The sequence below is a fragment of the Leptolyngbya boryana PCC 6306 genome (assembly GCF_000353285.1).
GTDB lineage: Bacteria > Cyanobacteriota > Cyanobacteriia > Leptolyngbyales > Leptolyngbyaceae > Leptolyngbya > Leptolyngbya boryana.
Genome location: NZ_KB731324.1, coordinates 5,288,616 through 5,313,384, shown reverse-complemented (window position 1 = coordinate 5,313,384; position 24,769 = coordinate 5,288,616). Strand labels below are relative to the sequence as shown.

Annotated in this window: 21 protein-coding genes and 1 tRNA gene; 15 read left to right on the top strand and 7 right to left on the bottom strand. The window is 47.2% G+C overall.

The features are described from left to right. Positions 1-9 precede the first annotated feature (9 nt). Together LEPBO_RS0126550 and LEPBO_RS0126545 are read right to left on the bottom strand one after the other, a co-directional pair. The gene (locus tag LEPBO_RS0126550) at positions 10-1,308 is read right to left on the bottom strand and encodes a glutamate-5-semialdehyde dehydrogenase (RefSeq protein WP_017290627.1); all 1,299 of its coding nucleotides are present in this window, start codon (positions 1,306-1,308) and stop codon (positions 10-12) included. A gap of 29 nt (positions 1,309-1,337) precedes the next feature. Beyond that, complete coding sequence (locus tag LEPBO_RS0126545; protein ID WP_017290626.1) at positions 1,338-3,221, bottom strand: cation:proton antiporter; 1,884 nt, start codon at positions 3,219-3,221, stop codon at positions 1,338-1,340. Positions 3,222-3,400: 179 nt separating this feature from the next. Here LEPBO_RS0126545 and LEPBO_RS0126540 point away from each other — a divergent pair, with 179 nt between their 5' ends. Beyond that, the gene (locus LEPBO_RS0126540) at positions 3,401-4,369 is read left to right on the top strand and encodes a protochlorophyllide reductase (RefSeq protein WP_017290625.1); all 969 of its coding nucleotides are present in this window, start codon (positions 3,401-3,403) and stop codon (positions 4,367-4,369) included. Between the two features lie 307 nt (positions 4,370-4,676). On the opposite strand, the gene LEPBO_RS0126535 is transcribed toward LEPBO_RS0126540, so the two are convergent. Both LEPBO_RS0126535 and coaE read right to left on the bottom strand, forming a co-directional pair. Next, positions 4,677-5,264, bottom strand: coding sequence for a hypothetical protein (locus LEPBO_RS0126535; RefSeq protein ID WP_017290624.1), 588 nt, complete (start codon positions 5,262-5,264; stop codon positions 4,677-4,679). A gap of 59 nt (positions 5,265-5,323) precedes the next feature. Next, entirely contained in the window at positions 5,324-5,905 is a 582-nt protein-coding gene (gene coaE, locus LEPBO_RS0126530; protein ID WP_017290623.1) for a dephospho-CoA kinase, read from the bottom strand. Positions 5,906-5,980: 75 nt separating this feature from the next. On the opposite strand from coaE, the gene LEPBO_RS0126525 reads away from it, so the two are divergent. The 3 genes from LEPBO_RS0126525 (at position 5,981) to guaD (ending at position 9,172) form a co-directional block, all read left to right on the top strand. Then, positions 5,981-7,594: a glycosyltransferase family 39 protein gene (locus tag LEPBO_RS0126525; protein WP_017290622.1), complete on the top strand. Its 1,614-nt coding sequence runs from the start codon at positions 5,981-5,983 to the stop codon at positions 7,592-7,594. Between the two features lie 87 nt (positions 7,595-7,681). Beyond that, positions 7,682-7,762, top strand: a tRNA-Leu gene (locus LEPBO_RS0126520). A 96-nt stretch (positions 7,763-7,858) separates the two neighbouring features. Next, positions 7,859-9,172, top strand: a complete 1,314-nt coding sequence (gene guaD, locus LEPBO_RS0126515; RefSeq protein ID WP_017290621.1) for a guanine deaminase — start codon at positions 7,859-7,861, stop codon at positions 9,170-9,172. On the opposite strand, the gene rarD is transcribed toward guaD, so the two are convergent. Continuing rightward, complete coding sequence (gene rarD / locus LEPBO_RS0126510) at positions 9,140-10,030, bottom strand: EamA family transporter RarD (protein ID WP_017290620.1); 891 nt, start codon at positions 10,028-10,030, stop codon at positions 9,140-9,142. The genes guaD and rarD overlap by 33 nt on opposite strands. A 278-nt stretch (positions 10,031-10,308) precedes the next feature. On the opposite strand from rarD, the gene LEPBO_RS40380 reads away from it, so the two are divergent. Further along, positions 10,309-12,327, top strand: coding sequence for a sensor histidine kinase (locus LEPBO_RS40380; protein ID WP_017290619.1), 2,019 nt, complete (start codon positions 10,309-10,311; stop codon positions 12,325-12,327). Here LEPBO_RS40380 and LEPBO_RS0126500 read toward each other — a convergent pair. After that, positions 12,293-12,739, bottom strand: a complete 447-nt coding sequence (locus LEPBO_RS0126500) for a protein tyrosine phosphatase family protein (protein ID WP_017290618.1) — start codon at positions 12,737-12,739, stop codon at positions 12,293-12,295. The genes LEPBO_RS40380 and LEPBO_RS0126500 overlap by 35 nt on opposite strands. Before the next feature lies 1 nt (position 12,740). Beyond that, positions 12,741-13,505: a hydroxyacylglutathione hydrolase gene (gene gloB, locus LEPBO_RS0126495; protein WP_017290617.1), complete on the bottom strand. Its 765-nt coding sequence runs from the start codon at positions 13,503-13,505 to the stop codon at positions 12,741-12,743. 219 nt (positions 13,506-13,724) lie between these two features. Between gloB and LEPBO_RS0126490 the strand changes: the two genes are divergently transcribed. From LEPBO_RS0126490 to LEPBO_RS0126445, 10 genes are all read left to right on the top strand, one after another. After that, a complete protein-coding gene (locus tag LEPBO_RS0126490) occupies positions 13,725-13,949 on the top strand; it encodes a hypothetical protein (protein WP_017290616.1) in 225 nt (74 codons plus the stop codon). Next, positions 13,946-15,235 carry a glycosyltransferase gene (locus LEPBO_RS0126485; protein ID WP_017290615.1) on the top strand — a complete coding sequence of 430 codons (1,290 nt, stop codon included), beginning with the start codon at positions 13,946-13,948 and terminating at the stop codon, positions 15,233-15,235. Before LEPBO_RS0126490 ends, LEPBO_RS0126485 begins: the two co-directional genes overlap by 4 nt. 28 nt (positions 15,236-15,263) lie before the next feature. Further along, on the top strand, positions 15,264-16,412 hold the full coding sequence (locus LEPBO_RS0126480) for a glycosyltransferase (RefSeq protein WP_017290614.1): 1,149 nt from the start codon (positions 15,264-15,266) through the stop codon (positions 16,410-16,412). 53 nt (positions 16,413-16,465) lie between these two features. After that, entirely contained in the window at positions 16,466-17,821 is a 1,356-nt protein-coding gene (locus tag LEPBO_RS0126475; RefSeq protein ID WP_017290613.1) for a glycosyltransferase, read from the top strand. A 97-nt stretch (positions 17,822-17,918) separates the two neighbouring features. After that, positions 17,919-19,721, top strand: a complete 1,803-nt coding sequence (locus LEPBO_RS0126470; RefSeq protein WP_017290612.1) for an ABC transporter ATP-binding protein — start codon at positions 17,919-17,921, stop codon at positions 19,719-19,721. An 11-nt stretch (positions 19,722-19,732) separates the two neighbouring features. Beyond that, complete coding sequence (locus tag LEPBO_RS0126465) at positions 19,733-20,689, top strand: glycosyltransferase family 10 domain-containing protein (RefSeq protein WP_026148948.1); 957 nt, start codon at positions 19,733-19,735, stop codon at positions 20,687-20,689. 2 nt (positions 20,690-20,691) lie between these two features. Further along, positions 20,692-21,639, top strand: coding sequence for an Npun_R2821/Npun_R2822 family protein (locus LEPBO_RS0126460; RefSeq protein WP_017290610.1), 948 nt, complete (start codon positions 20,692-20,694; stop codon positions 21,637-21,639). Then, complete coding sequence (locus LEPBO_RS0126455; protein ID WP_017290609.1) at positions 21,636-22,514, top strand: Npun_R2821/Npun_R2822 family protein; 879 nt, start codon at positions 21,636-21,638, stop codon at positions 22,512-22,514. Before LEPBO_RS0126460 ends, LEPBO_RS0126455 begins: the two co-directional genes overlap by 4 nt. A 76-nt stretch (positions 22,515-22,590) precedes the next feature. Beyond that, complete coding sequence (locus LEPBO_RS0126450) at positions 22,591-23,622, top strand: Npun_R2821/Npun_R2822 family protein (protein ID WP_017290608.1); 1,032 nt, start codon at positions 22,591-22,593, stop codon at positions 23,620-23,622. A gap of 72 nt (positions 23,623-23,694) precedes the next feature. Further along, positions 23,695-24,645 carry an NAD-dependent epimerase/dehydratase family protein gene (locus LEPBO_RS0126445; RefSeq protein WP_017290607.1) on the top strand — a complete coding sequence of 317 codons (951 nt, stop codon included), beginning with the start codon at positions 23,695-23,697 and terminating at the stop codon, positions 24,643-24,645. Positions 24,646-24,769 lie beyond the last annotated feature (124 nt).

Sequence of the window (24,769 nt, the reverse complement as noted above, 5' to 3'; positions counted from 1 at the left end):
GGGTACTTCCTACAAGTCTCGATGTGTAAAGGGTTTCGCGTTTGCGCCTGAGTAAGTTGCTGCGATTTGACCATTTCCAACTAGCTGATACTTGTAAGTCACTAGCCCTTCTAACCCAACTGGACCTCGCGGCGGCATCTTCTGGGTACTAATCCCAACCTCTGCACCAAATCCATAGCGGAACCCATCGGCAAATCGAGTCGAACAGTTGTGATATACACCTGCTGCATCGACCCGATCGAGAAAATACTGCGCCGTTTTTGCATCTTCGGTTGCGATCGCTTCGGTATGTTTCGAGCCGTAAGTGTTGATATGAGCGATCGCATCTTCTGTCGAATCCACAATTTTGATCGCCAGAATCAAATCACTGTACTCGGTTGACCAATCTGCTTCGGTTGCTGCTGCAATGTTGAGAATGTCGCGCGTGCGTTCATCTCCCCGCAGTTCAACATTCTTAGCTTGAAATGCCGGAGCCGCTTCAAGGAGAAATTCTGAAGCAATCGCTTGATCCACCAGTAACGTCTCGATCGCATTACAAGCTGCCGGATATTGCGTTTTAGAATCAACTGCAATTTGAATCGCTTTGGGAATATCCGCTGCTCGATCGACGTACAAATGGCAAATTCCATCAGCATGACCGAGCACTGGAATTCGCGTATTGTCTTGAACAAACTTCACAAACGAATTCGAGCCGCGAGGAATGATCAAATCCACATACTGATCAAGCTTTAATAGCTCCAGCGTTTCTTCTCGTGTAGTCAAAAGTTGTACCACAGATGGATCGATTCCTGCTTGTGATAGTCCTTCTTGAATTGCTTTGACTAATGCTTCACACGATCGAATTGCCTCTTTCCCACCTTTAAGAATCACACCATTGCCCGACTTAATCGCAAGGCTAGAAATCTGCATCACCGCATCGGGTCGGGCTTCAAAAATCACGCCTAAAACACCCAAGGGGCAACTAATTCGCTTCAGAATCAAGCCTTCATCTAATTCGCGATGAATCTGAACCGCTCCAATCGGATCGGCAAGCTTTCCGACATCTCGAACGCCTACGATCGCAGCTTTCAGTTTCGCTTCGTCTAACTTCAATCGGGCATACAAAGCTGATGCAATTCCATCTGATTTTGCCGCTTCGCAATCTGCTGCATTCGCTGCGAGAATTTCAGCAGCATGACTTTCTAACGCATCAGCAATTTTGGCGATCGCATCATTGCGCCGTTCGGTCGGTTGCACCGCAAGCTGACGGGCTGCGGCTTGAGTTTGCTGCGCCAAAGTTGTAAGCGAAATTCCAGTCGAGGCAGTCATAGTTCAACAAGACGAATGCAACCCATCAATCATACCGAAGATTCGTCAACGCTGGCTTCAAGCACCGGAATCTCCTCGATCTCTGATAGTTTTTCTAACGTCAATTTCGTTTGATTTGAACCACCGAGAACTTTGAGTAACTTCGGTTTGGGATCATGCAAGAGATAAATTAATCGATCGCCCACTTGCCAAGTCATCTCGGCAGGACAAACTTGTAAACTATTGTCCCGTTCGAGTAAAACTGGCAGCACCGTTTCAGAGTCGATCAGCGATCGCAGATATGCCTGTTGTGCTTCAAAATTCTCGCCAAACTCCGTCTCTCCTAACTTCACGGCATTATCCGCGAGAAACTGATTCCAAGTTTTCAAATTAAACTGTGCCGTAAATGCTCCCTGAATCTTGATCGAAGCCGTCGCATCCGCCGGAAATACCGACAACACACGCGGCGGTGCAAATTCCTCGATCGCTCTTTGAGCTAAGACCAGATTCACCTCACTATTATTTGTCATTGCCAGAAAAGTTCCCACTGAAGCTAAGCCCGCTTCTTCTAAAACATCCGTATCTAAAGCACTGCGAATAAAAACTGTCAAATTCGCATCGGTAGGATAAGAGTCTGGATCAGTGTCGATCAGCGCGATCGATTCTCCGCGATCGCGAAACAATCTTGCAATCAACAAACTCAAAGGACTACATCCCACAATCACCGCGCCAGTCGTATCTTCTGCGGTAATCTTCAACAGATTCGCAAGCATCTGAGCACTCACGGATTGCAATACGACTGTTAATATAATCGTCAAAAAGACGAGTGCCTTAATCGAATCACCCCCGTTAATACCTCGTTGCGTCAGAAGAATCGCAAAAATCGACGCAACAGAAGCCGCAATAATTCCCCGGGGAGCAATCCAACTGAGAAAGATTTTTTGTCGCCAATTGAGATCACTTTTCCAAGTACAAGCGAAAACACTAATCGGACGAACTACGAACATTAAAGCGAACACTGTGAATAATCCACCCCAACCCAGAGCCAGAATTCCAGCGATCGACAAATCTGCCGACAATAAAATAAACAGTACCGAAACCGCTAAAGTCGTTAGCTGTCCTTTAAACCGTTTCAACAATCGTTCCTCTGGCAGCGCAAACGCTCTCAGCACGATGCCCGCAACCACCGTTGCCATCAATCCTGCTTCACTGCGAATCGTCTGTGCTAGCCCAAACAAGCCCCACAATCCAGCCAGAACCACTAAGGTTTTCAAGTCTTCAGAGAGAAACGTCGCCCGCCGGAGCAAAACGCCCATGAGCCAAGCTCCAATGGCTCCAATTCCACCCCCAATGCCTAAGCGGAGGATCAAATCTCCGGCAATGTTGAACGGATTCGACTGACCATTCAAAACCACATTCAACACAACCACTGCCAAAATTGCACCGATGGGGTCAATCAGCACCCCTTCCCCTTCTAAAATCGTCGCAACTTGTCGATCGACTTTTACATGCCGCAGCAGCGAGTTAATCACAACGGGGCCTGTGACCACGACTAACGCAGCATATAGAAACGCGATCGACCAAGGAAATTCACTCAACCAATGCGCGGCTAATCCTCCGCCCAATATTGTGATCAGCGTCCCGATCGTCACCAAATTCCGCAAACTGCCGGACACTCGACCCAGTTCTCTCAATTGCAGATTAAATCCGCCTTCAAACAAGATCACTGCCACCAAAAGCGCAATCAGAACTTCTAGCCCAGTCCCCAACTGATCCGGATGCAACCAATTCAGCACGCTCGATCCTAAAATCACCCCAAACAAGAGCAAAAAGACGATCGCCGGAATCTGCACCCATTCCGCAACGACCTGCGCTCCAATTCCTGCCATCACTGTGATGACAATTTGTAAGGTTGTTGCGAGCGTGGCATCCATAAACGCAGAACAAGGGGCAAGAAGACAGAATAACAGGCTTCACTCTTTAATAATGCAGCCAAGACCGTGATTATTCGCAATATTTTGTTACTCAACATTCTGTAATAGCTGAAAGGGAAATCTGCGATCGCTCATGTGGGAACATGAAGACAGTCAACGATTCACGAAGATTTAAGAAAATGGCACAGGATCAAAAACCCACGGTTGTAATTACTGGCGCGTCCTCTGGTGTCGGCTTGTACGCAGCAAAAGCTTTGGTGAAAAGAGGTTGGCATGTGGTGATGGCTTGTCGAAATTTAGAGAAGGCAGACAGCGCTGCCAAGTCTCTCGGCATGTCGCCTGATAGCTATACTCTGATGCATATTGATCTGGGGTCATTAGACAGCGTTCGCAAATTTGTCACCCAGTTTCGAGAAAGCGGCAAATCTCTGGATGCTCTCGTGTGTAACGCAGCCGTCTACATGCCGTTACTCAAAGAGCCGATGCGCAGCCCTGAAGGTTATGAACTGAGCGTTGCGACCAATCACTTCGGGCATTTTCTCTTGTGCAATTTGCTTCTCGAAGATCTGAAGCATTCAACTCATAATGATCCCCGGTTGATCATCTTAGGAACAGTGACGGCGAACTCGAAAGAATTAGGCGGCAAGATTCCAATTCCGGCTCCAGCAGATTTGGGCGATTTGTCAGGATTAGAAGCTGGATTCAAAGCCCCGATCGCGATGATTGATGGCAAACCCTTTAAGGCAGGAAAAGCTTACAAGGATAGTAAGCTGTGCAACATGATTACTAGCCGAGAGCTACATCGTCGCTATCACGATTCGACTGGCATTGTTTTCAACACACTCTATCCAGGCTGCGTCGCAGATACACCCTTGTTCCGCAATAGTTTACCCGTCTTCCAAAAAGTCTTCCCCTGGTTCCAAAAGAACATTACGGGAGGCTATGTGTCGCAAGAGCTAGCAGGGGAGCGAACTGCTCAAGTGGTCGCTGATCCTGAGTTCAAGCAGTCAGGCGTGCATTGGAGTTGGGGAAATCGGCAGAAAGAAGGACGCGAATCTTTCGTGCAAGAGTTGTCTGAAAAAGTAACTGATGACGCAAAAGCAAAACGCATGTGGGAGTTGAGCGAGAAGCTCGTTGGACTCGCTTAAATGAAGGTGCTGAATGGTGATATCGATTCGCACTCGTCCCCGCGAATCAGTAGATGAGTCCGTTCGCTTCGTTGCTCACCCGCCCCGGAATGAATTCGGGGCTAACTGTGCGAAGTCCGCTCTGGGACTAACAGCCAATGAAAACGGCTTCTTCAGTGGGTTTCAACCCACTTGGCACGGTTAGCCCGAACTTCCAGTTCAGGGCGGGTGAGCAACGAAGCAACTATCTTCAAGCGAATTGCGCCGATCTACTGAGTAATCAGAGTGGGAATTCACTAGCAGCACTACAACTCAGCCCCCTCAACAATTAAGCCAACGATTCATCATCATCCTTCTCCTCAGAAGGCAATCTCCGTCCTCGACGCTTTCTCGCTTCCATTGCTCGTTCTAGCACCGTCAGCAATCCTGGCGACTCTTCTTGCAATGCCAGCAAGAGGCGTTCCCCTTCTTCGAGATCGCCTGGATCTTCACCCGTTTCCATGACTGTTTTCAAGCGTGGCAGTGCTAACTCATCAACCAATTCGACTAAGCTCAGCAAACAGCGGTTGAACTGTCGTTCTGTCAGCAGAGCATCTTCTAACGGAAACTCAATGATCGCGCGGATTTCACCATCGGATGGATCATACTCCCACTGCAACATCTTCGTTTCCCAAGAAATCGCTAACATGGTTTGTAAAATCGCAGTCTTATGCGGATGATTCTGAACGCCTGCTAAAACTCGTGGCGCAAACATTTCAAAGAATTCGCCATCTTCATCGAGTTGAATCACAATTAAAAAATCTTCTAAATTTGAGCCGAATACCCCAGTCAAAATTCGACTGCCCTCTTCATCAATTCGGTATTTCCAGCCTTTAGCATCGAGATAACCTGCTATTTGTTTTAATGTAGCTGCCATAATAAATTTTGTCTGAGGATTGTGCCTTGATCAGTCTATCTGGCAACGATAGCCCCTTGTCAACTGAGTCGATCGACGGCTTGATCCACTTGTTTTAATAATGCCTCTAAGCTAGTGGAATTCTCTAAAACCACCGTGGCACGATCGCACTTTTCTTGAATCGGCATTTGGCTCTGAATTCGCGCCTTGGCTTGCTCTAAACTTAATTTCTCTCGCTGCATTAATCGCTGAATTTGCTGCTGCTCAGAACAAGTAATCACCCAAATCTCCGTGACTAAATCTGTCATTTGCGCTTCAAATAACAGCGGAATCACAAACACAGTTGGCACAGTCGCACGGTCACGTTCTGTTTCAAAAACTTTACGAACATAGGGATGAATTTGCTGCTCTAGCCACGCTCGTTCGATTGGATCTGCAAAAATAATTGCTCCTAAGCGAGATCGATCGAGCGTGCCATCGAGTCGAATCAGCTTTGATCCATAGCGATCGACAATTTGTGACAAAATCGGCGAGCCGACTGCAACTGCCTCGCGTGCAACTAGATCAGCATCGACGATCGGAAAATGATAGGTCGTTGCAAGATAGTTTGAAACGGTTGTCTTGCCCATGGCGATTCCGCCTGTAATTCCAATCACCCGCATCTGCCTTTCTCCAGAGTCCCGGTTTTAGTGTAATCTTCAGGCTGGAGTTTCGATCTTTTTCTCTTGAAGCACTGGATGAGTTTGATTGCGGTTCTGCTGATCGGTGGGGTTTTGCGATTTTGGAACCTCGACCTCAAACCGTTGTGGATGGATGAAGTCATTACCGCAATTTTCAGCTTTGGACGGAATTATGGTGAAGTTCCTTTAGAGCAGTTTTTTAATCTATCTGTTTTAGATCAGTTGTTTCAACTGAAGCCAACCACTTGCGCGAATATTGCTCAAACCGTTTCGACACAATCAGTACACCCGCCGCTATTTTTTTGCTGGATGCATCAGTGGGTGCAATTTGCTCCCGGCAATTGGATCTGGAAATTGCGATCGCTGAGCGCTGTTGCAGGCGTTGCAGCCCTCTTCGGGGTGTATTGGCTCAATCGCTTCGCCTTCTCGACTTCAGCAGGCATTGCCGCCGCCATGACAATGGCAGTTTCGCCTTTTGCGGTCTATCTCTCCCAGGAAGCTCGCCACTATACAGTTCCGATGCTGTTTGTAATCGCGGGATTGATGGGCTTGATTCGGATTCAACAAAATTTAGTCCAGCAGCGACACGATCCGAAGATTTGGATCGGGTGGATTCTCGTAAATGGCATTGGATTCTATGTGCATTATTTTTTAGTGCTCGCGATCGCCGCTCAGTTTTTTGCCTTAATCGTGCTGCAAATGCGCTTAAGACCTGCGACCAAGTTTTGGTGGCGGAGTTGGGGCGCGATTGTTGCCGCCGGATTTGGCATTTTTGCCATTGGGTTGCCGTGGCTGCCTACTTTTATCAGTCATATGACTCGTCCTGAAACAGATTGGTTAGCCACGTCTCAGACTGCTTGGTGGAGTTTTTTAGCACCTTTGTATCAGTTTGCGGCAGGCTGGTTGGTGATGGTAGTCGCATTTCCGGTCGAGTTTCAACCGACTTGGATCATTGTGCTGTCGAGTGTATCGATGCTGCTGTTCGCAGGATGGCTCATTTGGTGGATGATTCGCGGATTGAAGTGTCTCTGGAAAGATCCGGATACACATGGGGAAACGCTGGTCTTGATCAGTTTTGTCGGGGGAGTGCTGCTGGAATTTTTAGCGATCGTCTATGTGCTCGGCAAAGATATTACACAAGTGCCGCGATACAACTTTATTTACTATCCGGCAGTCTGTGCATTAATTGGGGCGAGTTTTTGGAAACAGCGCGCAGGCTCGCAATGGATGCTCTATGGAGTTGGCGCACTCAGTTGTATATTCGTAATCTCGAACTTAGTTTTTCTCAAGCCCTATACTCCCGATCGAGTAGCGCAAAATATCGTGACGGATCCAGACTGTCGAGCGATCGTCATGGCTTATAACGATTTTCAGGATATTGCGGTCGGCTTAGGATTTGCTCTGGCGGTTCAATCAACTGAGCAACAATCTCCCAAAAATTGTCAGCCTTCTCAATTTGCGTTTTTATCGAAAACTCAAGGAGACAGCGCAGTTTGGAGCAGATTGGCAAGTTTGTCGGCGGATGTCAAAGAGATTTGGGCGATCGTGCCTGGATTGAGAAAACGGGATTTTCCGACAACATTAGCGCTTCAGAATCGAACTTGCGCGTTAAATTCGGACTGGCAATATCGCATCGGACTACCGTATTCGGGATATGAATGCCGGAATTGAGCGTTTGATTTTCGACTCCGCTCAAAATTTTTTCCGAAATTCTTGTTACGAAATTCCCACTTCTCTGCTATTCTAAATAAGGCTTAGGCGGATGTGGCGGAATTGGTATACGCGCACGCTTGAGGTGCGTGTGGCATTGCCTTGCGAGTTCGAGTCTCGCCATCCGCATGCCTAAAGAAAAAGGGAGACATGATGTCTCCCTTTTTGCTTTTTAAAATTGATCAGTCACTAGAATAGAGGGTGCATGTTAAGAGTCCTTTCTAAATGACTGTCAAAGCTTTTCGTAGTGCCTGCTTAGATTTCGTTGCCGACCCTTTCTATACGTCTGAATCCGAATCTGTTCGCTATATTCGAGATGCCTTGTTGGTTGTAGAAAACGGCAAAATCAAAGACCTGGGAGACTATGCTCAATTAAAAGCCCAATATGCAGACATTGCTATCCAATCGCATCCCAATCATCTCATCCTACCTGGCTTCATTGATATTCATATCCATTTCCCGCAGACGGAAATGATTGCAGCTTACGGAAAACAACTGTTGGAATGGCTAGAGAAATATACTTTCCCCACAGAACGGCGATTCAAGCAGAAAACCCATGCCGACTCCATTGCCCCCGTGTTTGTGAATGAACTGCTCCGCAATGGGACAACTACGGCTTTAGTACTCGCCGCAGTATTTCCAGAATCGGCTGAAGCATTGTTTGAAGAATGCGATCGCCGAAATATGCGGATGATCATCGGCAAAGTCATGATGGATCGCAATGTGCCGGATTTTCTCAAAGATACCGCCCAATCCTCGTACGAAGACAGTAAAAGACTGATTGAGCGCTGGCATCACCACAATCGCGTCCTCTATGCAGTCACACCTCGCTTTGCTCCCACTTCCACCCCTGAGCAACTGACCTATGCGGGCAAACTCTTAGCAGAGTTTCCTGATGTTTATTTGCACACCCATCTTTCTGAGAACTTGGCTGAGATCGCCTGGGTGAAAGAACTGTTTCCAGACTGTCAAAACTATTTGGATGTATATGATCAGTTCGGTTTAGTCCGAGAACGATCGATATTCGCGCACTGTATTCATCTCAGCGATCTAGAACTTGAACGATTAGCAGAGGCAAACTCTGCGATCGCATTTTGTCCGACATCAAATACTTTCTTAGGCAGTGGCTTGTTCGACATTGAACGCTCGATCGTTCAACAGGTGAAACTTGGATTAGCAACTGATGTTGGCGGCGGCACCAGCTTTTCGATGCTGAAAACGGCGTGCGAGGCGTACAAAATTGCTCAACTCAACCATCAAACACTTTCGCCGTTCCAAGCCCTATTCTCAGCAACCTTGGGAGGTGCAAAAGCGCTCAGTTTAGATGACAAAATCGGCAACTTTGCCCTTGGTAAAGAAGCCGACTTCATCGTGATGGATCCGCGATCGACCCCGATCATGAGCCTTCGCAATCCCGAAACCATGCCGACTACTTTAGAAGAACTCGCAGATTTACTGTTCAGTTTAATCATCATGGGCGACGATCGCACCATTCATTCAACTTATCTACTCGGCGAGCTTGCTCACCGACGAGACTGAATAAAGCGCGATCGCGCTCCAGATCAGCGTAAAAGTTAGACCATGAATCGTAGTAAACGGCTCATGATAAAACAACACGCCTAATGCAAGCTGAAGGCTCGGAGCTAGGTATTGAAAAAATCCCATCGTCGAAAGCCTCAGCCGTTTGGCTGCATTGTTGAACCACAGTAACGGCAATGCAGTCACAACTCCACATCCGATTAATAAGAGTGTCACCTGCCCATCCATCCCGAAAAACCCTGTCCCCGTCACCGCTCTATATCCAACCCACCCTAAAGCGATCGGCATCGCCAGCAAGGTTTCGACCGTCAGCCCAACAATCGGCGATACAGTGATCAGTTTGCGAAACAAGCCATAGGTGGCAAATGACAATGCTAGAAAGACAGCAATCCAAGGTACTTGTCCAAAATGCCAAACAAAATTTCCAACCGCGATCGCTGCCATCAACACAGCGAGTTTCTGCCCTCGATTTAGTCTTTCTTTCAAAATCACAGATCCTAACAGCACGCTGACTAAAGGATTGATGTAGTACCCTAAGCTGGTTTCCACAATCCGACCTGTATTGACCCCATAAATATAGACACCCCAGTTACAGGCAATGATGGCAGTCGTGGCGAACAATGCCCCCACAAGTTTTGGAGATCGCCAAAGTTCCCAAAAATTCGCGTGTTGTTTCTGTATCCGAAGCAGTCCGAGCAACAGTAAAGCTGACCAGATAATCCGATGACAGACTAATTCCACCGCAGGCACTTGCGCCAAAAACTTCCAATACACCGGAAACAGTCCCCACGCAGAGTACGCTAAAACTGCATAAAGAATTCCAGTCTTTGACGATTCAGCAGGCTGATGCAAAATCACAACCTATAACAGCAGGGCTATTATAGCGATCAGATTTCAGCCCCAACTAAACACAACTTCACCAACAGGAAGGATGACAGCGACCCCGCAACTCTGCCCTACGGTAGACGAACAATTTATCACGCTTACTATATTCTAGGTAAGCACCCGTACCCGCACCAATTTTTAGGCATGATTTAGTTCAAAAAAGTCCTAAACTTAGTCCTACCAATTCATTAACCAACCTGACAGCCCAAACTATCTGAGTTGTCGGCTCGTTTATGTTATAGCGTTCACCTATGCCGCCTCTGCTGTCTTATGTCCCAGATTCTCAGCTTAGTAAATGGAGAGCGATATCTATTTATGCGAGTACAGTCATCACGTTGATTGGGAGTCTCGTTCTAGCTGGGTGGTTTTTCAATCTTTCCTGGTTGCGAAACATTCTGCTAGTTGGAACCACGAGCATGCGGACGGGTGCTGCTGCCAGTTTCGTTGCAGCTGGATTATTTTTACTTCTCACAATCTCCCCTGTCGAGCGGCGATCGAAAGCCTTAGATCATTTCAAATTCATTGCCGCAGTCGTGCCTCTACTGATTGGTGCAATCGCGCTGCTTCAATCTACCTTTGATGAAAGTTTAGCTCTAGGACAGTTTTTTGCTCCATCCGAGGAAGAGGAGCGAATTGGCATCAATGCTGCAGTGAATTTTGTTTTAACTGGACTCGCGTTATTGGCGCTAAAGTTTCGACGATCGCGAGCAAGATGGTTTCAAGGGTTAGCTTGCGCAATTGGCACGATTGCACTCCAAGCCTTAATCGGATATGTCTACGGAGTACGACTGTTATATCAAATTGATCTGTCTGCCCCCTCGATGGCGTTTCCAACTGCGATCGCATTTATTGGAGTCGCGATCGCGCTGCTTTGTATTGCGCCAGATCAAGGACTGATGAAATCGATTAGCAGTCCTCTAGTCGGAGGAATCGTTGCACGAAGAATTTTGCTGGTCATTCTGATTTTCCCATTATTGTTAGGTTGGCTCGTATTACAAGGCTGGAAGCTTGGCTGGTATGATGTAGCGTTTGCGATTTCTGGCTTAGTGTTGATTCTGATTCTGATTTCGTCGGTATTTATCTGGAAAACCGCGAAGATTCTCAATCGTGAAGACCGACAACGGCGGGATGCAGAAGGACAGTTAAAAACAGCATTAGAAACTTTACAAGATCGAGAAGACCGCATTAGTCGCCTCGCAGATGCCAATATTATTGGCATTTTATTTGGAGATGTGGAAGGTGGAATTCATCGCGCCAACGATGAACTGCTACGGATTATTGGCTACACTCAGCAAGAGCTTGAAGCAGGACAAATCAACTGGATCGACATTACCCCCCCAGAATTTTTGCCCTTGGATGAAATGCATGTCGCGGAGGCACAGGCGCGAGGAGCTTGTACACCTTATGAGAAGGAATACATCCGGCGAGATGGGCAGCGAGTTCCTGTATTGATTGGCTATGTGTTGGTCGGAGAGAAACGCCGCGATTCGATCGCATTTATTGTGGACTTAAGAGAGCGCAGACGCTTAGAAGATTCACTGCGCCAACGAACAGAAGAGTTAGAACGAGTCAATCGGCTCAAAGATGAATTCTTAGCCGTACTTTCTCACGAATTGAGAACTCCGTTGAATCCCATTCTGGGCTGGGCGCAGATGCTCAAAACACAGCGATTGGATACCACAAAAGCAGCACAAGCCCTAGAGACGATCGAGCGCAATGCCAAGCTCCAACTCACGTTAATTGACGAGCTACTCGATGTCTCTCGAATTCTGCAAGGTAAGCTCAATCTGCGCGCTGCACCTGTCGATTTAGCGGCAGTCGTGGAAGGAGCAATCAGCACAGTTTATCTAGCAGCAGAGTCGAAAGCCATTTCGATAGATTTTTTGCACGATCCCCAGCCAGTGATGGTGCGTGGCGATAGCGATCGACTGCAACAAGTCGTATGGAACGTGTTATCCAATGCAGTGAAATTCACGCCTGCTTCTGGAAACGTGACAATTCATCTTTCTACATCTCCAACCGAGGCGAAACTGACCATCAGCGATACTGGGCGGGGCATTTCTGCCAGTTTTCTGCCCTATGTATTTGATAATTTCCGACAAGAAGACGGCAGTTCGACTCGCAGTTTTGGGGGCTTAGGCTTGGGACTTGCGATCGCGAAACATTTGATCGAACTGCATGGTGGAGTGATTCAAGCGAACAGTTTAGGGGAGGGCAAAGGTGCAACTTTTACGATTAAGTTACCGCTGCTTTCTGAACAGCTTCTATAAATTTCTGCCAGGTTTCATTCGGGTGCCAGATCTTTAGCAAATCCGCTTTTGCCTGCTCTTCACTCAGGTGTTCGTGCAATTTTCGGTATAGATACACAAAAGCTGAGACTCGCATATTTTTTGCACAATGCACAAAGACGGATTCATGTTGAGAGTGCTGCATTATGTTCGAGAATTGCTCAAAATCTGCGATCGTCGGCTGATCCCAAATCACCGGAATGTGAAAATACTGCATTCCCAGAGCTTCAACAATTTCGCATTCCTGCGCGATCGCACCTTCTGAAGTGGGAACAGCGAGATTGATCACAACGGTATAGCCTGCCTCTTTGATGACTTGAAATTGTGCGATCGTCGGTTGTCCAGCCGTTGCAAGACCCTCTCGAATCTGTACGAAATTTTGAATGGCTTCCATATTAAAAATGATCTTTTTTCTGACGCAGTGCCGCGAAGGTTTCAACGTCTCCGCTTCGTCCCATCGCTTTTTGAAGTTCAGGCGTATCCCATCTCAAAAATGGATTAATCCGCTTCTCTAAACCCAAATCTGCCGGAATCGTTGCCTGATTTTGAGCCGATCGCACTTCCGCAAATCGCGCTTGCAACTCCGAATTTTCTCGATCGACTGTCATCGCAAATTCCAAATTACTCAACGTATACTCATGCGCGCACCAAACCCGCGTCCGATCCGGCAACACTCGAATTTGCTTCAACGACGCTAGCATCTGAGCAGGCGTGCCCTCTTTCAGCCGTCCACAGCCCGCCGAAAAGAGCACATCCCCACAAAATAGCTCTCCCCCTTCATCGGCAACTGGCGCAAAATAATAGGCAATATGCCCATGCGTATGTCCAGGGAGAAACAGCACTTCCGCCTCACGATCGCCAAACTTCACCCGATCCCCTGCATCTAATTCCACCTGCTGTCCTGGAATTCGACCACGATCGTGCCGACCCCCATAAACGACCGCATTTGGAAATCGCGCTAACACCTCTAAATTGCCATCCACATGATCCCAGTGATGATGCGTATTGAAAATGGCAACCACTTCTGCGCCTAATTCTTCAACCTTTTGCAAAACCTGTTTTGCCTCACCCGGATCGACGATCGCCGCGATTTGCTGAATCGCATCGTAAAGTAGAAAAATATAGTTAGTAGAAAGTGCCGAAATCCGATAAATTTGCATATAGCTAAAGAAAATGACAGTGTTTGTTCCGAGCCTGAAATCGTCAATACTAACGAGAGCCTCTCAAGATTTTACAAAGTCTTGATGGAATTCTCATCCGACCTTTGTGTGTCCCCCGCAAAAACGCGTAACAGTAGAAAAGGATAAAAGTCATCGTACTTTTGTCTTATTTTGACTTGTGTTTGACGTGCCCCAGTTAGACAGCAAAGCGACGATTCTATGGTAAGAGCAACTCAAAATCGATCTAATCTTCCAATTCAGCGCATCCTCGATCGCATTCTTCAACTTCAAACGATCAACCGATACGAGCATCTCCACCTCGCATCTGCCCTCCTTGCCAATCAACGTCTCACACCCGAAGAACGGCGACAGATTAATCAAATTTTTGATTACATCCAAACGGGTCAAATCAAACTTGTAGACGAAGGATTCTCGCCCACATGAACGTAATTCAAGCCAGTGCTTGGTTTCCGCCGGATTCGTTTGGCGGGGTTGAAGTCTATCTCGATGGTCTTGTTCAAGATCTCAGAGCACTCGGTTTGAATTCTTCAGTTGCAGCAGCAAGATCCATTTCAGATCCCACGATCGAGCAATATCACGAAACTGAGGTCTATCGCTACCCGGCTCAAGACCTCAAAGCCTTCCAAACCTGGCTGAGTCAGCACAAAGGTGAAATTTACCACCAACACACGCTAACCGCAGGCTGTGGCATTCCCCATTTACGCAGTGCGAAACAGTTGGGAATGAAAACAGTCGTTACGATTCACATGCCCGATTTAGCCTGCTTACGTGGAACGATGATGCAAGGTGGCAATTCTGCTTGCAATGGCAAAATTGATCCGGCGAAATGTAGTGCTTGTTTAGGAGTTTCCAAGCGAGTTCCGACTTGGGCAGCCCAGGGATTGAGTTATTTACCGAGTGCGATCGCAACTCAAGCGCGCGATCGCTTACGCCAATCTTCGGATATACGGTTGCGCCAATTAGGAACGACGATCGCGACTCCAGCGCAAGTGCGAGTGCAGCGTCAGCAGTTTGATCAAGTCGTGAAATTGAGCGATCGCATTGTCGTCGTTTGCCAATGGCTCTACGATGCCTTTGTCCTCAATGGCGTTCCTGCATCTCAATTGGTGCTGAGTCGCCACGGAGTTTCAGTCGATGCGATCCCTCAAAAATCATGGGTGACACGTCCCATTCGGATTGGATTTCTCGGGCGCTGGCAAGAAACGAAGGGCGTGCAAATTCTCGTCGAAGCCCTGCAATCGATCCCGAATGTTCCCGTCGAGTTGATCATTCATGCAACTCACGCCGATCAGCATGGTGCAGCAAATCGTGAAAAAGTGATGGCGATCGCTCAACACGATGCCCGGATTCAAATCAGACCACCACTCGCTCGAACCGAAATTAGTTCAGCGATCGCGAATTTTGATTTGCTGGCTGTCCCTTCGCAATGGTTAGAAACCGGACCTTTGGTTGTACTGGAATCATTTGCTGCTGGCACGCCTGTGATCGGATCAGATTTAGGAGGCATTCAAGAGTTAGTCAAACATGGAGTCGATGGTTGGCTTGTGCCTGCCACAGATTCTCAAGCTTGGGCAAGCGCGATCGCGGATTTTGCCGAACAACCAGAGAAGATTACTCAGTTCAAACAAAACATTTCACCCGTAAAAACACGGCAAGCAGTCGCCCAAGAGATGATGCAGCTTTATCAAAGCTTGATGCGGGAACACTAGCTTTCGTTGGGCTGCCTCCGTCTTAACGATGAAAGTTTCTATTCTTACGCCTAATTTTGCAAAAGGGGGGGTCGATCGTGCGTATCTGCTCGCCCAAGTTCTCAAAAAGCTCAATCATCAGGTTGAAATTCTCGGATTTCTGTTTGGTGAAAAAATCTATCCCGAACCGCCGACTGATTTACCGATCGTCTGTTTACCGGGCGGTCAATATCCGCAATTTTTTAAGACTGCGGCGCAACTGATAAATCGCATTGATGGCGATCTGATCTATGCCGTCAAACCGAAGCCGACGAGCTTTGGCGTTGGCTTACTGAAAAAAATGCGATCGCAGATTCCAGTCATGCTCGATATCGATGATTGGGAACTGAGCTGGATTGGTGAAAAGCAGTATCGACCTGGACTCAAACAATTCGGACGAGACTTACTGAAAAAAGATGGCGCACTGCGATCGCCAGATCATTTCCTCTACTTGCAATGGATGGAGCAGATGATTCAGCAGGCTGATAGCATTACAGTCGATACAACCTTTCTACAAAAACGCTTTGGTGGAACTTACCTCCCAAACGGCAAAGATACTGACATGTTTGATCCAAGCCGTTTCGATGCTGAAGCCAGTCGGCAGAAATATGGCTTATCAGAGTACCGAGTCTTGATGTTTCCTGGAGCATCGCGTCCGCATAAAGGATTAGAAGATGTCCTCGTTGCGTTAGAAAAATTGAACCAACCAGATTTGCGCTTAGTCATTGTTGGAGGAAGTCCTTATGATGACTACGATCGGCATCTGCTCGACACCTGGGGCAACTGGGTGATTAAAATTCCACCCGCTCCGTTCTGGCAAATGCCTGAGATTGTTGCAGCAGCGCATGTTGTCGTCGTTCCGCAGCGTGACACAGTGACCGCGCAAGCTCAATTTCCGATCAAGCTAACTGAGGGAATGTCAATGGCAAAACCCATTTTGGCAACTCGGGTAGGAGATATCCCAGAAATTTTAGCGGGAACTGGCTTTCTTGTTGATCCCCAATCGCCGGATCAAATTGCTGAGCGGTTAAATGAGATTTTCCAAGATTGGGACGCGGCACAGGTTCGAGGCAATCAAGCCAGAGAGCGGTGTTTAGCCCATTACAGTGTCGAAGCAATGGCTCCGATTGTAGAAAATTTACTGTCACAGATTGTTTAATCACTTCGTTTTACCCCAACATCGGGGATTACTCGCCGTCCACAATCCAAACAATGAACATTATTCACGCAGTTAGTGGTTTCCCTCCCGATGCTTATGGCGGAACCGAAGTCTATGTTGCTAAGCTCACCGATTGCTTACACAGCCGAGGTGTTGACTCGATCGTGGCTGCTCCCCGCGAAGGCAATGAATCACACTTCTACCATCACAATACAACTGAAGTCCATCGCTATCCTGTTCCCACCAATCCGCCCCTCGACCAATGGCAAGAACTTGTCCCCCACGACCACTTTGAAGCCTTTGCAACCTGGCTCAAACAGCAATCCGCCCCGATTTTTCATCAACATTCCTACCGTTTCGACTGTGGCTCGCATCATCTGCGTTTAGCCAAGCAACTCGGCATGAAAACAGTGATGACGCTCCACATTCCAGAGCCAATTTGCTTACGTCAGACCATGATGCGAAACGGAACCGAACCTTGCGACGGCAGAATTGATGAAGCTCAATGCGGAGTCTGCTTAGGCATGTCTGACAAAGTTCCTGCGACGATCGCGAAAACCCTCGGACATCTGCCCCCGCATCTCGCTCAGCAGATGAAAAAATCTCTGCATCAATTTCCCTCTCCACGCGTTCGTCAACTTGGGACAACGTTTGCAACCCCAACTTTAGTCGCTCAAAATCGCCGCAGAGTTTTGGAAATGGCAGACCTGTGCGATCGCATCGTTGCAGTTTGTCACTGGATGTACGATGTGCTTCTGAGAAATGGCATTCCGGCTGAGAAGATTGTGCTTTGTCCTCAAGGTTCGCCGATTCCGCACCAACACTTTGCCCCTAAATCTCTGAGTCAGCCCTTAAAGCTTGGATTCCTGGGACGCTGGCATGAAACAAAAGGCATTCACATTTTAGTAGAAGCTATGCAAAAGCTACCGCGAGACATTCCAGTGACCCTGACGTTACATGGCTCACTTCACGGCAAGTTTCACTCGGGTAGCAAAATCTTAGATCGCGTCAAAGAAATTGCCGAACAAGACGATCGCATTCAGATTAAACCCCTCTTACAGCGGGAAGAAGTCATCCCTGCGATCGCAAACTTCGATTTACTGGCAGTGCCATCGCAATGGTTTGAAACCGGACCTTTAGTCGTTCGAGAAGCTCATGCCGTCGGCACACCCGTCATTGGATCGGATCTGGGTGGAATCGCTGAACTCATCAAACATGGCGTTGATGGCTGGCTTGTGAAAGCAAATGATGTCAATGCTTGGAGAGATGCGATCTCTGAGCTAGCAACTCACCCCGAAATCGTTGCAAAACTTTGCCAGGGAATCGCACCTGTTCGCACCTTTGAAGAGGTTGCCGACGAAATGCAAACGATGTATCAAAGCCTCGTTTCTCAAGAAGCCCTCGTTTAGCTGTTGTCTGTCTTGATCTGGCGGGATAACTAAAAGCAGTTCTTCATCCGTGCTTGATGATCGACGCTTTCAATTTGTTGTTTGCCCAATCCGATCCATGTTGCCCAACCAATTGCTGCTTAAGTTTGCCCTGCGTCATCCCCTTCCATTAATTGGAACAATCGTCTTGGGATTTTCGGGAGCCTTATTCAATGGTGTGAGCACCATGCTGATGATCCCAGTGGTCTTGGGATTGTTGGGTCAAGAGATTAATCTCAAAGGCGCACCTCCCCTGTTACAGCAAGCCTTTGCAAGCTTTGAGCATTTGGTCGGAGATGCAAGATTTCTCACTATGATGGCATGTGTCCTGGTCGCAATCTTGCTCAAAAATGTGACAAGTTATGCCAGTACTTTGACTTCTGGGCATTTATCAAGGGCATTGGTAAGCGACATTCGCAAAGAAGGATTAAGACTGCTGTTAGATGTTGATCTAGAATTCTATGTCAAAACGAAAGTCGGCGACTTGATTAATCGCTTAGGCGGCGAAGTGGGCGCAACCGCAACCGCAATTCGGACAGCAGTACAAATGCTGTCCACTGTAATTACTATCTTTGTTTTTCTGATCATTCTGCTGTCGATCTCTTGGCAACTGACGATCATTTCGACCGTTTTGCTCGCGATCGCGTCACTGTCTAACAGCTTCTTCGTCAAACGTGCTGAGAAGTTTGGACAGCAGTTATCTGACCAATCACGCGACTATTCAGTTGCAGTCCTCGAAATGCTGTCTGGAATTCGCCTCGTCAAATCAACCGCCAGCGAAAGCCGAGAGTATCAAAAGCTAGAACAACTCATCCACGCCCGCGAAGATGCTGATTTTCGATCTCAAGCGAACGCTTCCCTGATTCCACCCGTCAATGAAATGATTGGAATCTTGGTGATTGTTGCGATTTTGTTATTAGGTCGTCTCTTCTTTCGCGGTCAGATTGAAGCACTTTCTGCAATCCTGCTGACCTATCTCTTAATTTTGTTCCGAATGTTGCCATTTGTCGGGCAGTTAAACAACGCGCGAGGCGCTTTTGCGAATCTAGCCCCGAGCGTCTCGGTCGTGAATGAATTTCTCCGACGTGATAACAAGCCCTTCATGTCGAAAGGTCATATTCCTTACACCGCAATGACAGAAGGGATTCGCTTCGAGAATTTATCGTTTACCTACCCAGGACACGATCGACAAGTTTTAAATCAGGTCAATCTCTGGCTCCCAAAAGGCACGACCCTCGCATTAGTCGGATCATCCGGTGCAGGTAAGTCAACGCTAGCAGATCTACTGCCAAGGTTTTATGACCCGACCGCAGGCAGAATTTTACTCGACGATCGCGATCTCAAAGACTTTGAACTTTGCACGCTTCGGCAATCGATGGGCATCGTCAGCCAAGATACGTTCTTATTCAACGATTCAGTTCGCAATAACCTTGCTTATGCCCGTCGAGATGCAAGCGATGAGCAAATTATTGCAGCAGCGAAGCGAGCGAATGCTTACGAATTTATCGTGAAACTGCCCCAGGGCTTTGATACGTTGATCGGCGATCGCGGAGTGATGCTATCTGGCGGGCAACGACAAAGACTCGCGATCGCCCGAGCCTTACTGCGCGATCCCGAAATCCTCATTCTCGATGAAGCGACTTCTGCCTTGGATACCGTTTCTGAGCGATTAGTTCAGGGCGCGATCGATGAATTGAGGCGCGATCGGACGACGTTAGTCATTGCTCATCGCTTGTCTACTATCCAGACCGCAGATCAGATTGCCGTGCTAGACAAAGGGCATGTGGTCGAAATCGGCACTCATGCAGACCTATTGAAGCAAGGCGGACTCTATGCTCAGCTTCATTCGATGCAATTTTCAGAAGAACCTCAGACCGTTTAGGACATAAGACGATGGGAAAAACAATTGTAGGAATGGCAAGTAGCTATGTCGGGTTGAAGCCTAGCCCGACAGATTGGTTGTGGCAGCAGTCTCCTTATCCATTCGGACATTGGGGCAACATTCAACTTGATGCTTCTGCCGAAACGCCAGATTTTTTACTGTTATATCAGTTCGATTTTCCCCGGCGTAAAGTCGATACCTCATGGCGCGCTCGGTTCCGCAAGCCTCAGCCCTTACCCGATGTTACCCCTCAATTCAAAGGCGTTGCAAAAGAACGCATGATTTATCTCTTGCGTGAACCGCCGTTAGAAGAAATTGTTCACATCACAAAAGAGAACTACGAAAAGGCAAGCCAGTATTGTGCTTATGTTTCAGGCCCAGACGATTTTGCACCGATACCCGATTACATGCCCGCAATTTGGTATTTAGGCAATACTTTTCGCGAACTCAATGAGATGCCACCCCCTGAAAAAATTCGGACTTGTAGCTGGATTACTTCAGGCATCAGTCGAACTGAGAATCACCGCAAACGGCTCGCATTTCTCAAAATGCTGCAAGAGAACAAGGTTGATTTTGATCTCTATGGTCGCGATTTACCCGAGTGGGCAACCACAACCGGGAGAATTGGCGGAAAGTGGTATGGCATGGCTCCGTATTACTACAATTTGTCGATCGAGAATTATGCCGAGAATGATTGGTATGTCACTGAGAAGCTATGGGATGCTTTGCTATCTTGGTGTTTACCGATTTACTATGGCGGCTCAGCAGCCGATAAATTACTGCCTCCAGGTAGTTTTCTGCGTCTACCCAGCATGGACGAGAAAGGCATGAAATACATTCAAGAAGTAACGGCAACGCCGGATGCCTGGTTTGAAGCAAGAGACGCGATCGCAGAAGCACGGCAAGTCATCTTGCACAAGTTGAATCTGATGAATTGGCTATCTGAGTATGTGGAGCGGGTGTCTTAGTCATGAATGGAATTTGTACGCTGGCAAACGATCGCGTTTTTGATCAATTAGTCGCCTTGCTCAATAGTATTGAAGTAAATGTGGGTCGAGATATTCCGGTTTGTATCTATCCCTTTGATGATCAATTAGATCGCATTCGCACAGAGATTCAGAATCGTCCCAATGTCATGCTGTATGACGATCAGAAATCGATTCGGCAGTGGGATGAATTTATGCGGCAGATTGATCCCACCAAGCTCAATCAGAAAGAGCGTCTGTATGGAGCACATCGGCGATTTTGTGCGTTTGATGCTCCATTCGATCGCTTTATTTATATGGATGCAGATACCTTGGCAATGAGTTCAATGGCTCACATCTTTGCCTTGTTAGAGAATCACGATTGGGTGGTGTATGACTTCCAATTTCTTGATCCGAGCAAGATTTACAACACTGAGTCACCAAAGCTGCATGAAGTCTTTTCAACCGATCGAATTAACAAAGAGATCTTCTGTTCAGGCTTCTATGCCAGTAAGCGAGGACTTTTTAACTTAGAACAGCGTGAAGATTTTATCCAGGCATTGCAATCAGGCGATCGAGAAATTCTCTACGGTGGAGCAGGTGAGCAACCTGTGATCAATTACATGGTGATGAAATCGGGCATTAAAACCTGCAATCTAGCTCAACTTTTACCTTATGGAGAATCGACTGGCTGTTCTGTCACTTCCAACCATTTCGAGGAGAGAGAGCACATTCTATATGACCGAGGTAGACAACTGACCTATTTGCACTATATCGGAGTGAAGCCGCAACGGATGGAGCAAGTTGCGAAGGGTGAAGCTGTTACTTTCCCGTATCGAGATCTGTTTCTCTACTATCGCTTTTTGCATGAGCCAGAAAAGCGTCCGGTTTTGACTCAGGTTCAAAGTCCAACATTCGTTCAGAAAGTTCTACAAAAGCTGAGGATCGCATGAAACGAGGAATTTATATTGTCGCCAACGACAAGGTGATCGAGAATGCGATCGCGCTTCTCAACAGTATTCGATTGTTTGATCAAGAAGTACCTGTGTACTTGATTCCGTTTAATGACGAGTATCATCAAGTCCTCGAAACGCTGCATCGATTGCATCAAGTCGAGCTATTCCCCGATTTAGCATTGCTAGAACGAATCACCAACCGAGTGGGTGAGATCTTCGATCGAGATTTTCTCAAACTGCCCAACAAAATGAGAAAGCTCGCGACTTGGTTTGGGGTCTTAGATGAGTTTCTCTATATTGACACTGATATTGTTGTGTTCGACAAGATTGCAGATACGCTCAATCATTTGTCTGAGTGCGATTTCTTCTGCTGTGACTATCACTATTCGAGCGAAGGGTTGAGAAATATTTTCTCTGAAATCGTCAAAGACACAATTTTTACCCCGGAAGCACTGCAAGATGTCTTTAATAGCGGATTTTGGGGATCGCGCCGGGGAGTGATCAGCGAAGAACAACTTTACGACGTTCTGAAAGATTGCGCGCAACATCGGGAGTATTTTGACTTTTCCCAAGGCGTGACGGATCAGCCGATTCTGAACTATCTGATACTGAAGTGTTTTGATCGACGAATGAATTTGGTTAAACCACCAGAGAATGCTCCTGGAAGTTGGGCAGGATCAAAGCATTTTGAAAATCGGCAGTACGTTTTGTACGATCGCGCTCAAAAGCTGAAGTATTTGCATTGGGCAGGAATTTCGATTCGACCCGGCGCGCCTTACTGGGACGTGTGGGAACATTACCGCTATTTACATGAACCGGAGACAGCTCTCTGGCGCAAATTCTCGCGTTTCATTCCCTTTGCAAATCGCTAGGCATGGATGCGAGATCGGCAAAATACCTCTCCTGACAATTTGTGAGTCAATATCTCAACTCAAACTGGCATGACTTATGGACGGAATCTACATCCTGGCAAATGACTACGTTTACGATCAGCTCGTTGCACTGCTCAATAGCATTGAAACGAATATCAGTCCAACGATGCCAGTTTGTATTCTGCCGTATGACGATCGCTTAGACAAAGTGCGATCGCTGATTGCAGCCCGTCCGCAAGTTTCTCTGTTTGAAAATCACGACTCGATTCAACGTTGGGAACAGTTCGCAACTGAAGCTTGGCAGTCTCACGATCGGGCACAGAAAACCTGGCGCGAACGCGAACTACCGACCGTCTATCGCCTTGCCATGCACCGCAAACTCTGCTGTTTTGATGGTGAATTTGATCAATTTATTTATTTTGATGCGGATACCCTTGCTCTTGGTTCGGTCGCTCCTATTTTTCAAAAGCTGGATGACTATGATTGGGTCACGAACGACTATCAGTATTCTTCTGATTTGAAATACATCTTTGACGGCTCCCAAGCAGACCTACTGAACGTATTTACACCTGAGACACTCAAGAATATTTTCTGTGCGGGTTGGTTCGCCTCTAAGAAAGGCGTATTTACCGATGAAATCCTGCGATCGCTGCTAGACTCTCTCAAATCTGGAGAAGCAGATTTGATGGCGCTTTGGGGACCGGATCAATCTTTGATGAACTACATGGTGCTCCGTAGTCAAATTTCCTACTACAACTTTGCGTCCACGGGGACTGCACCCGGTTCTCACTGGTCAAGCTCATTTGAACAACAAGATCACGTCCTCTATGACAAAGGACAGAGACTAATGTACTTGCACTATATGAGCGTTGCCACCGCTCACTTCAATCGCCTCTGCCAGGGCGAAGAAGCGCAAATTCCTTACCGTGACCTCTTCTTGTATTATCGCTACCTCAACGCGCCTGAAAGCCGCCCACAGCACTTCAAATCTCCAGATCCATTCACTCAGGCTCGATCGCATATCACCCGCTTCTATCAGCAGAAAATGGGGAATCTAAGCTACCGATTCCGTAAACTCAAGCAGCAGTTGAACAAAACACAACTTTAAAGCGTCAATTCCAACTGATCCCCACGATCGAGTAAGATCAACCCTTTACAGTGTGAGGCAACGGTTGGAGATATGACCCTAAGTTTAGTGACCGGAGCAGCAGGATTTATTGGTTCGCATCTTGTCGAAGCCTTGCTCGAACGAGGCGATCGCGTCATTGGTGTCGATCAGTTCAATGACTACTACGATCCGGAACTGAAGTGGAAAAATCTCGCCATCAGCTTGCAGCATCCGAATTTTAAGCTGATTGAAGCAGATATTCAGTCCCTAGATTGGCATCACCTCTTGAAAGATGTGGAAGTGATTTACCATCAAGCAGCACAAGCCGGAGTGCGAGCAAGCTGGGGATCAGGATTTCGCACTTACACTGAGCAAAATATTAATGCGACTCAGATTCTACTTGAAGCAGCTAAAACTGCAAAGCGCCTTCAGCGATTTATCTATGCTTCGAGTTCATCCATCTATGGCAATGCAGAAGCACTGCCAACTTCTGAGACAATTTGCCCCCAGCCTGTTTCACCTTACGGCATCACAAAACTAGCAGCCGAGCAGCTTTGTGGACTTTATTATCGAAACTTTGGAGTTCCTACTTGCTCGCTTCGTTACTTCACTGTGTATGGAGCAAGACAACGTCCGGACATGGGATTTCACAAGTTTCTCAAAGCAGCACTTCAAGATCAAGCGATCGTCATTTATGGAGATGGTCAGCAAACCCGAGATTTCACAAACGTGAATGATGCGATCGCGGCAAATTTAGCGGCGGCAGAAACCCCAGAAGCAGTTGGAGAAGTCTTTAACATTGGAGGAGGCAGTCGCGTCGTTTTAACGGATGTCATTGCAACAATGGAGACGATTTTAGGTCGCTCAATTCGGAAAGAGTTTATCGAAAATGCGATCGGAGATGCCAGACATACTTCTGCAGATGTGACAAAAGCAAAAAAAATCTTGAATTATCAACCGCAAGTTTCTTTACAAGAAGGGCTGACTCAGGAATGGGAATGGATTCGATCGCTCTATCAATAAATGCTTTCACTGTAAGGGTTTTAGTAGCTATTTAGCTATTCCTAGCACTCAAATTAATGAGATTCCCTAGAACTCCCCAGTAGCTTCTTTCAACATTTTCGAGCTAAGTTGATCTAAAAGTGGC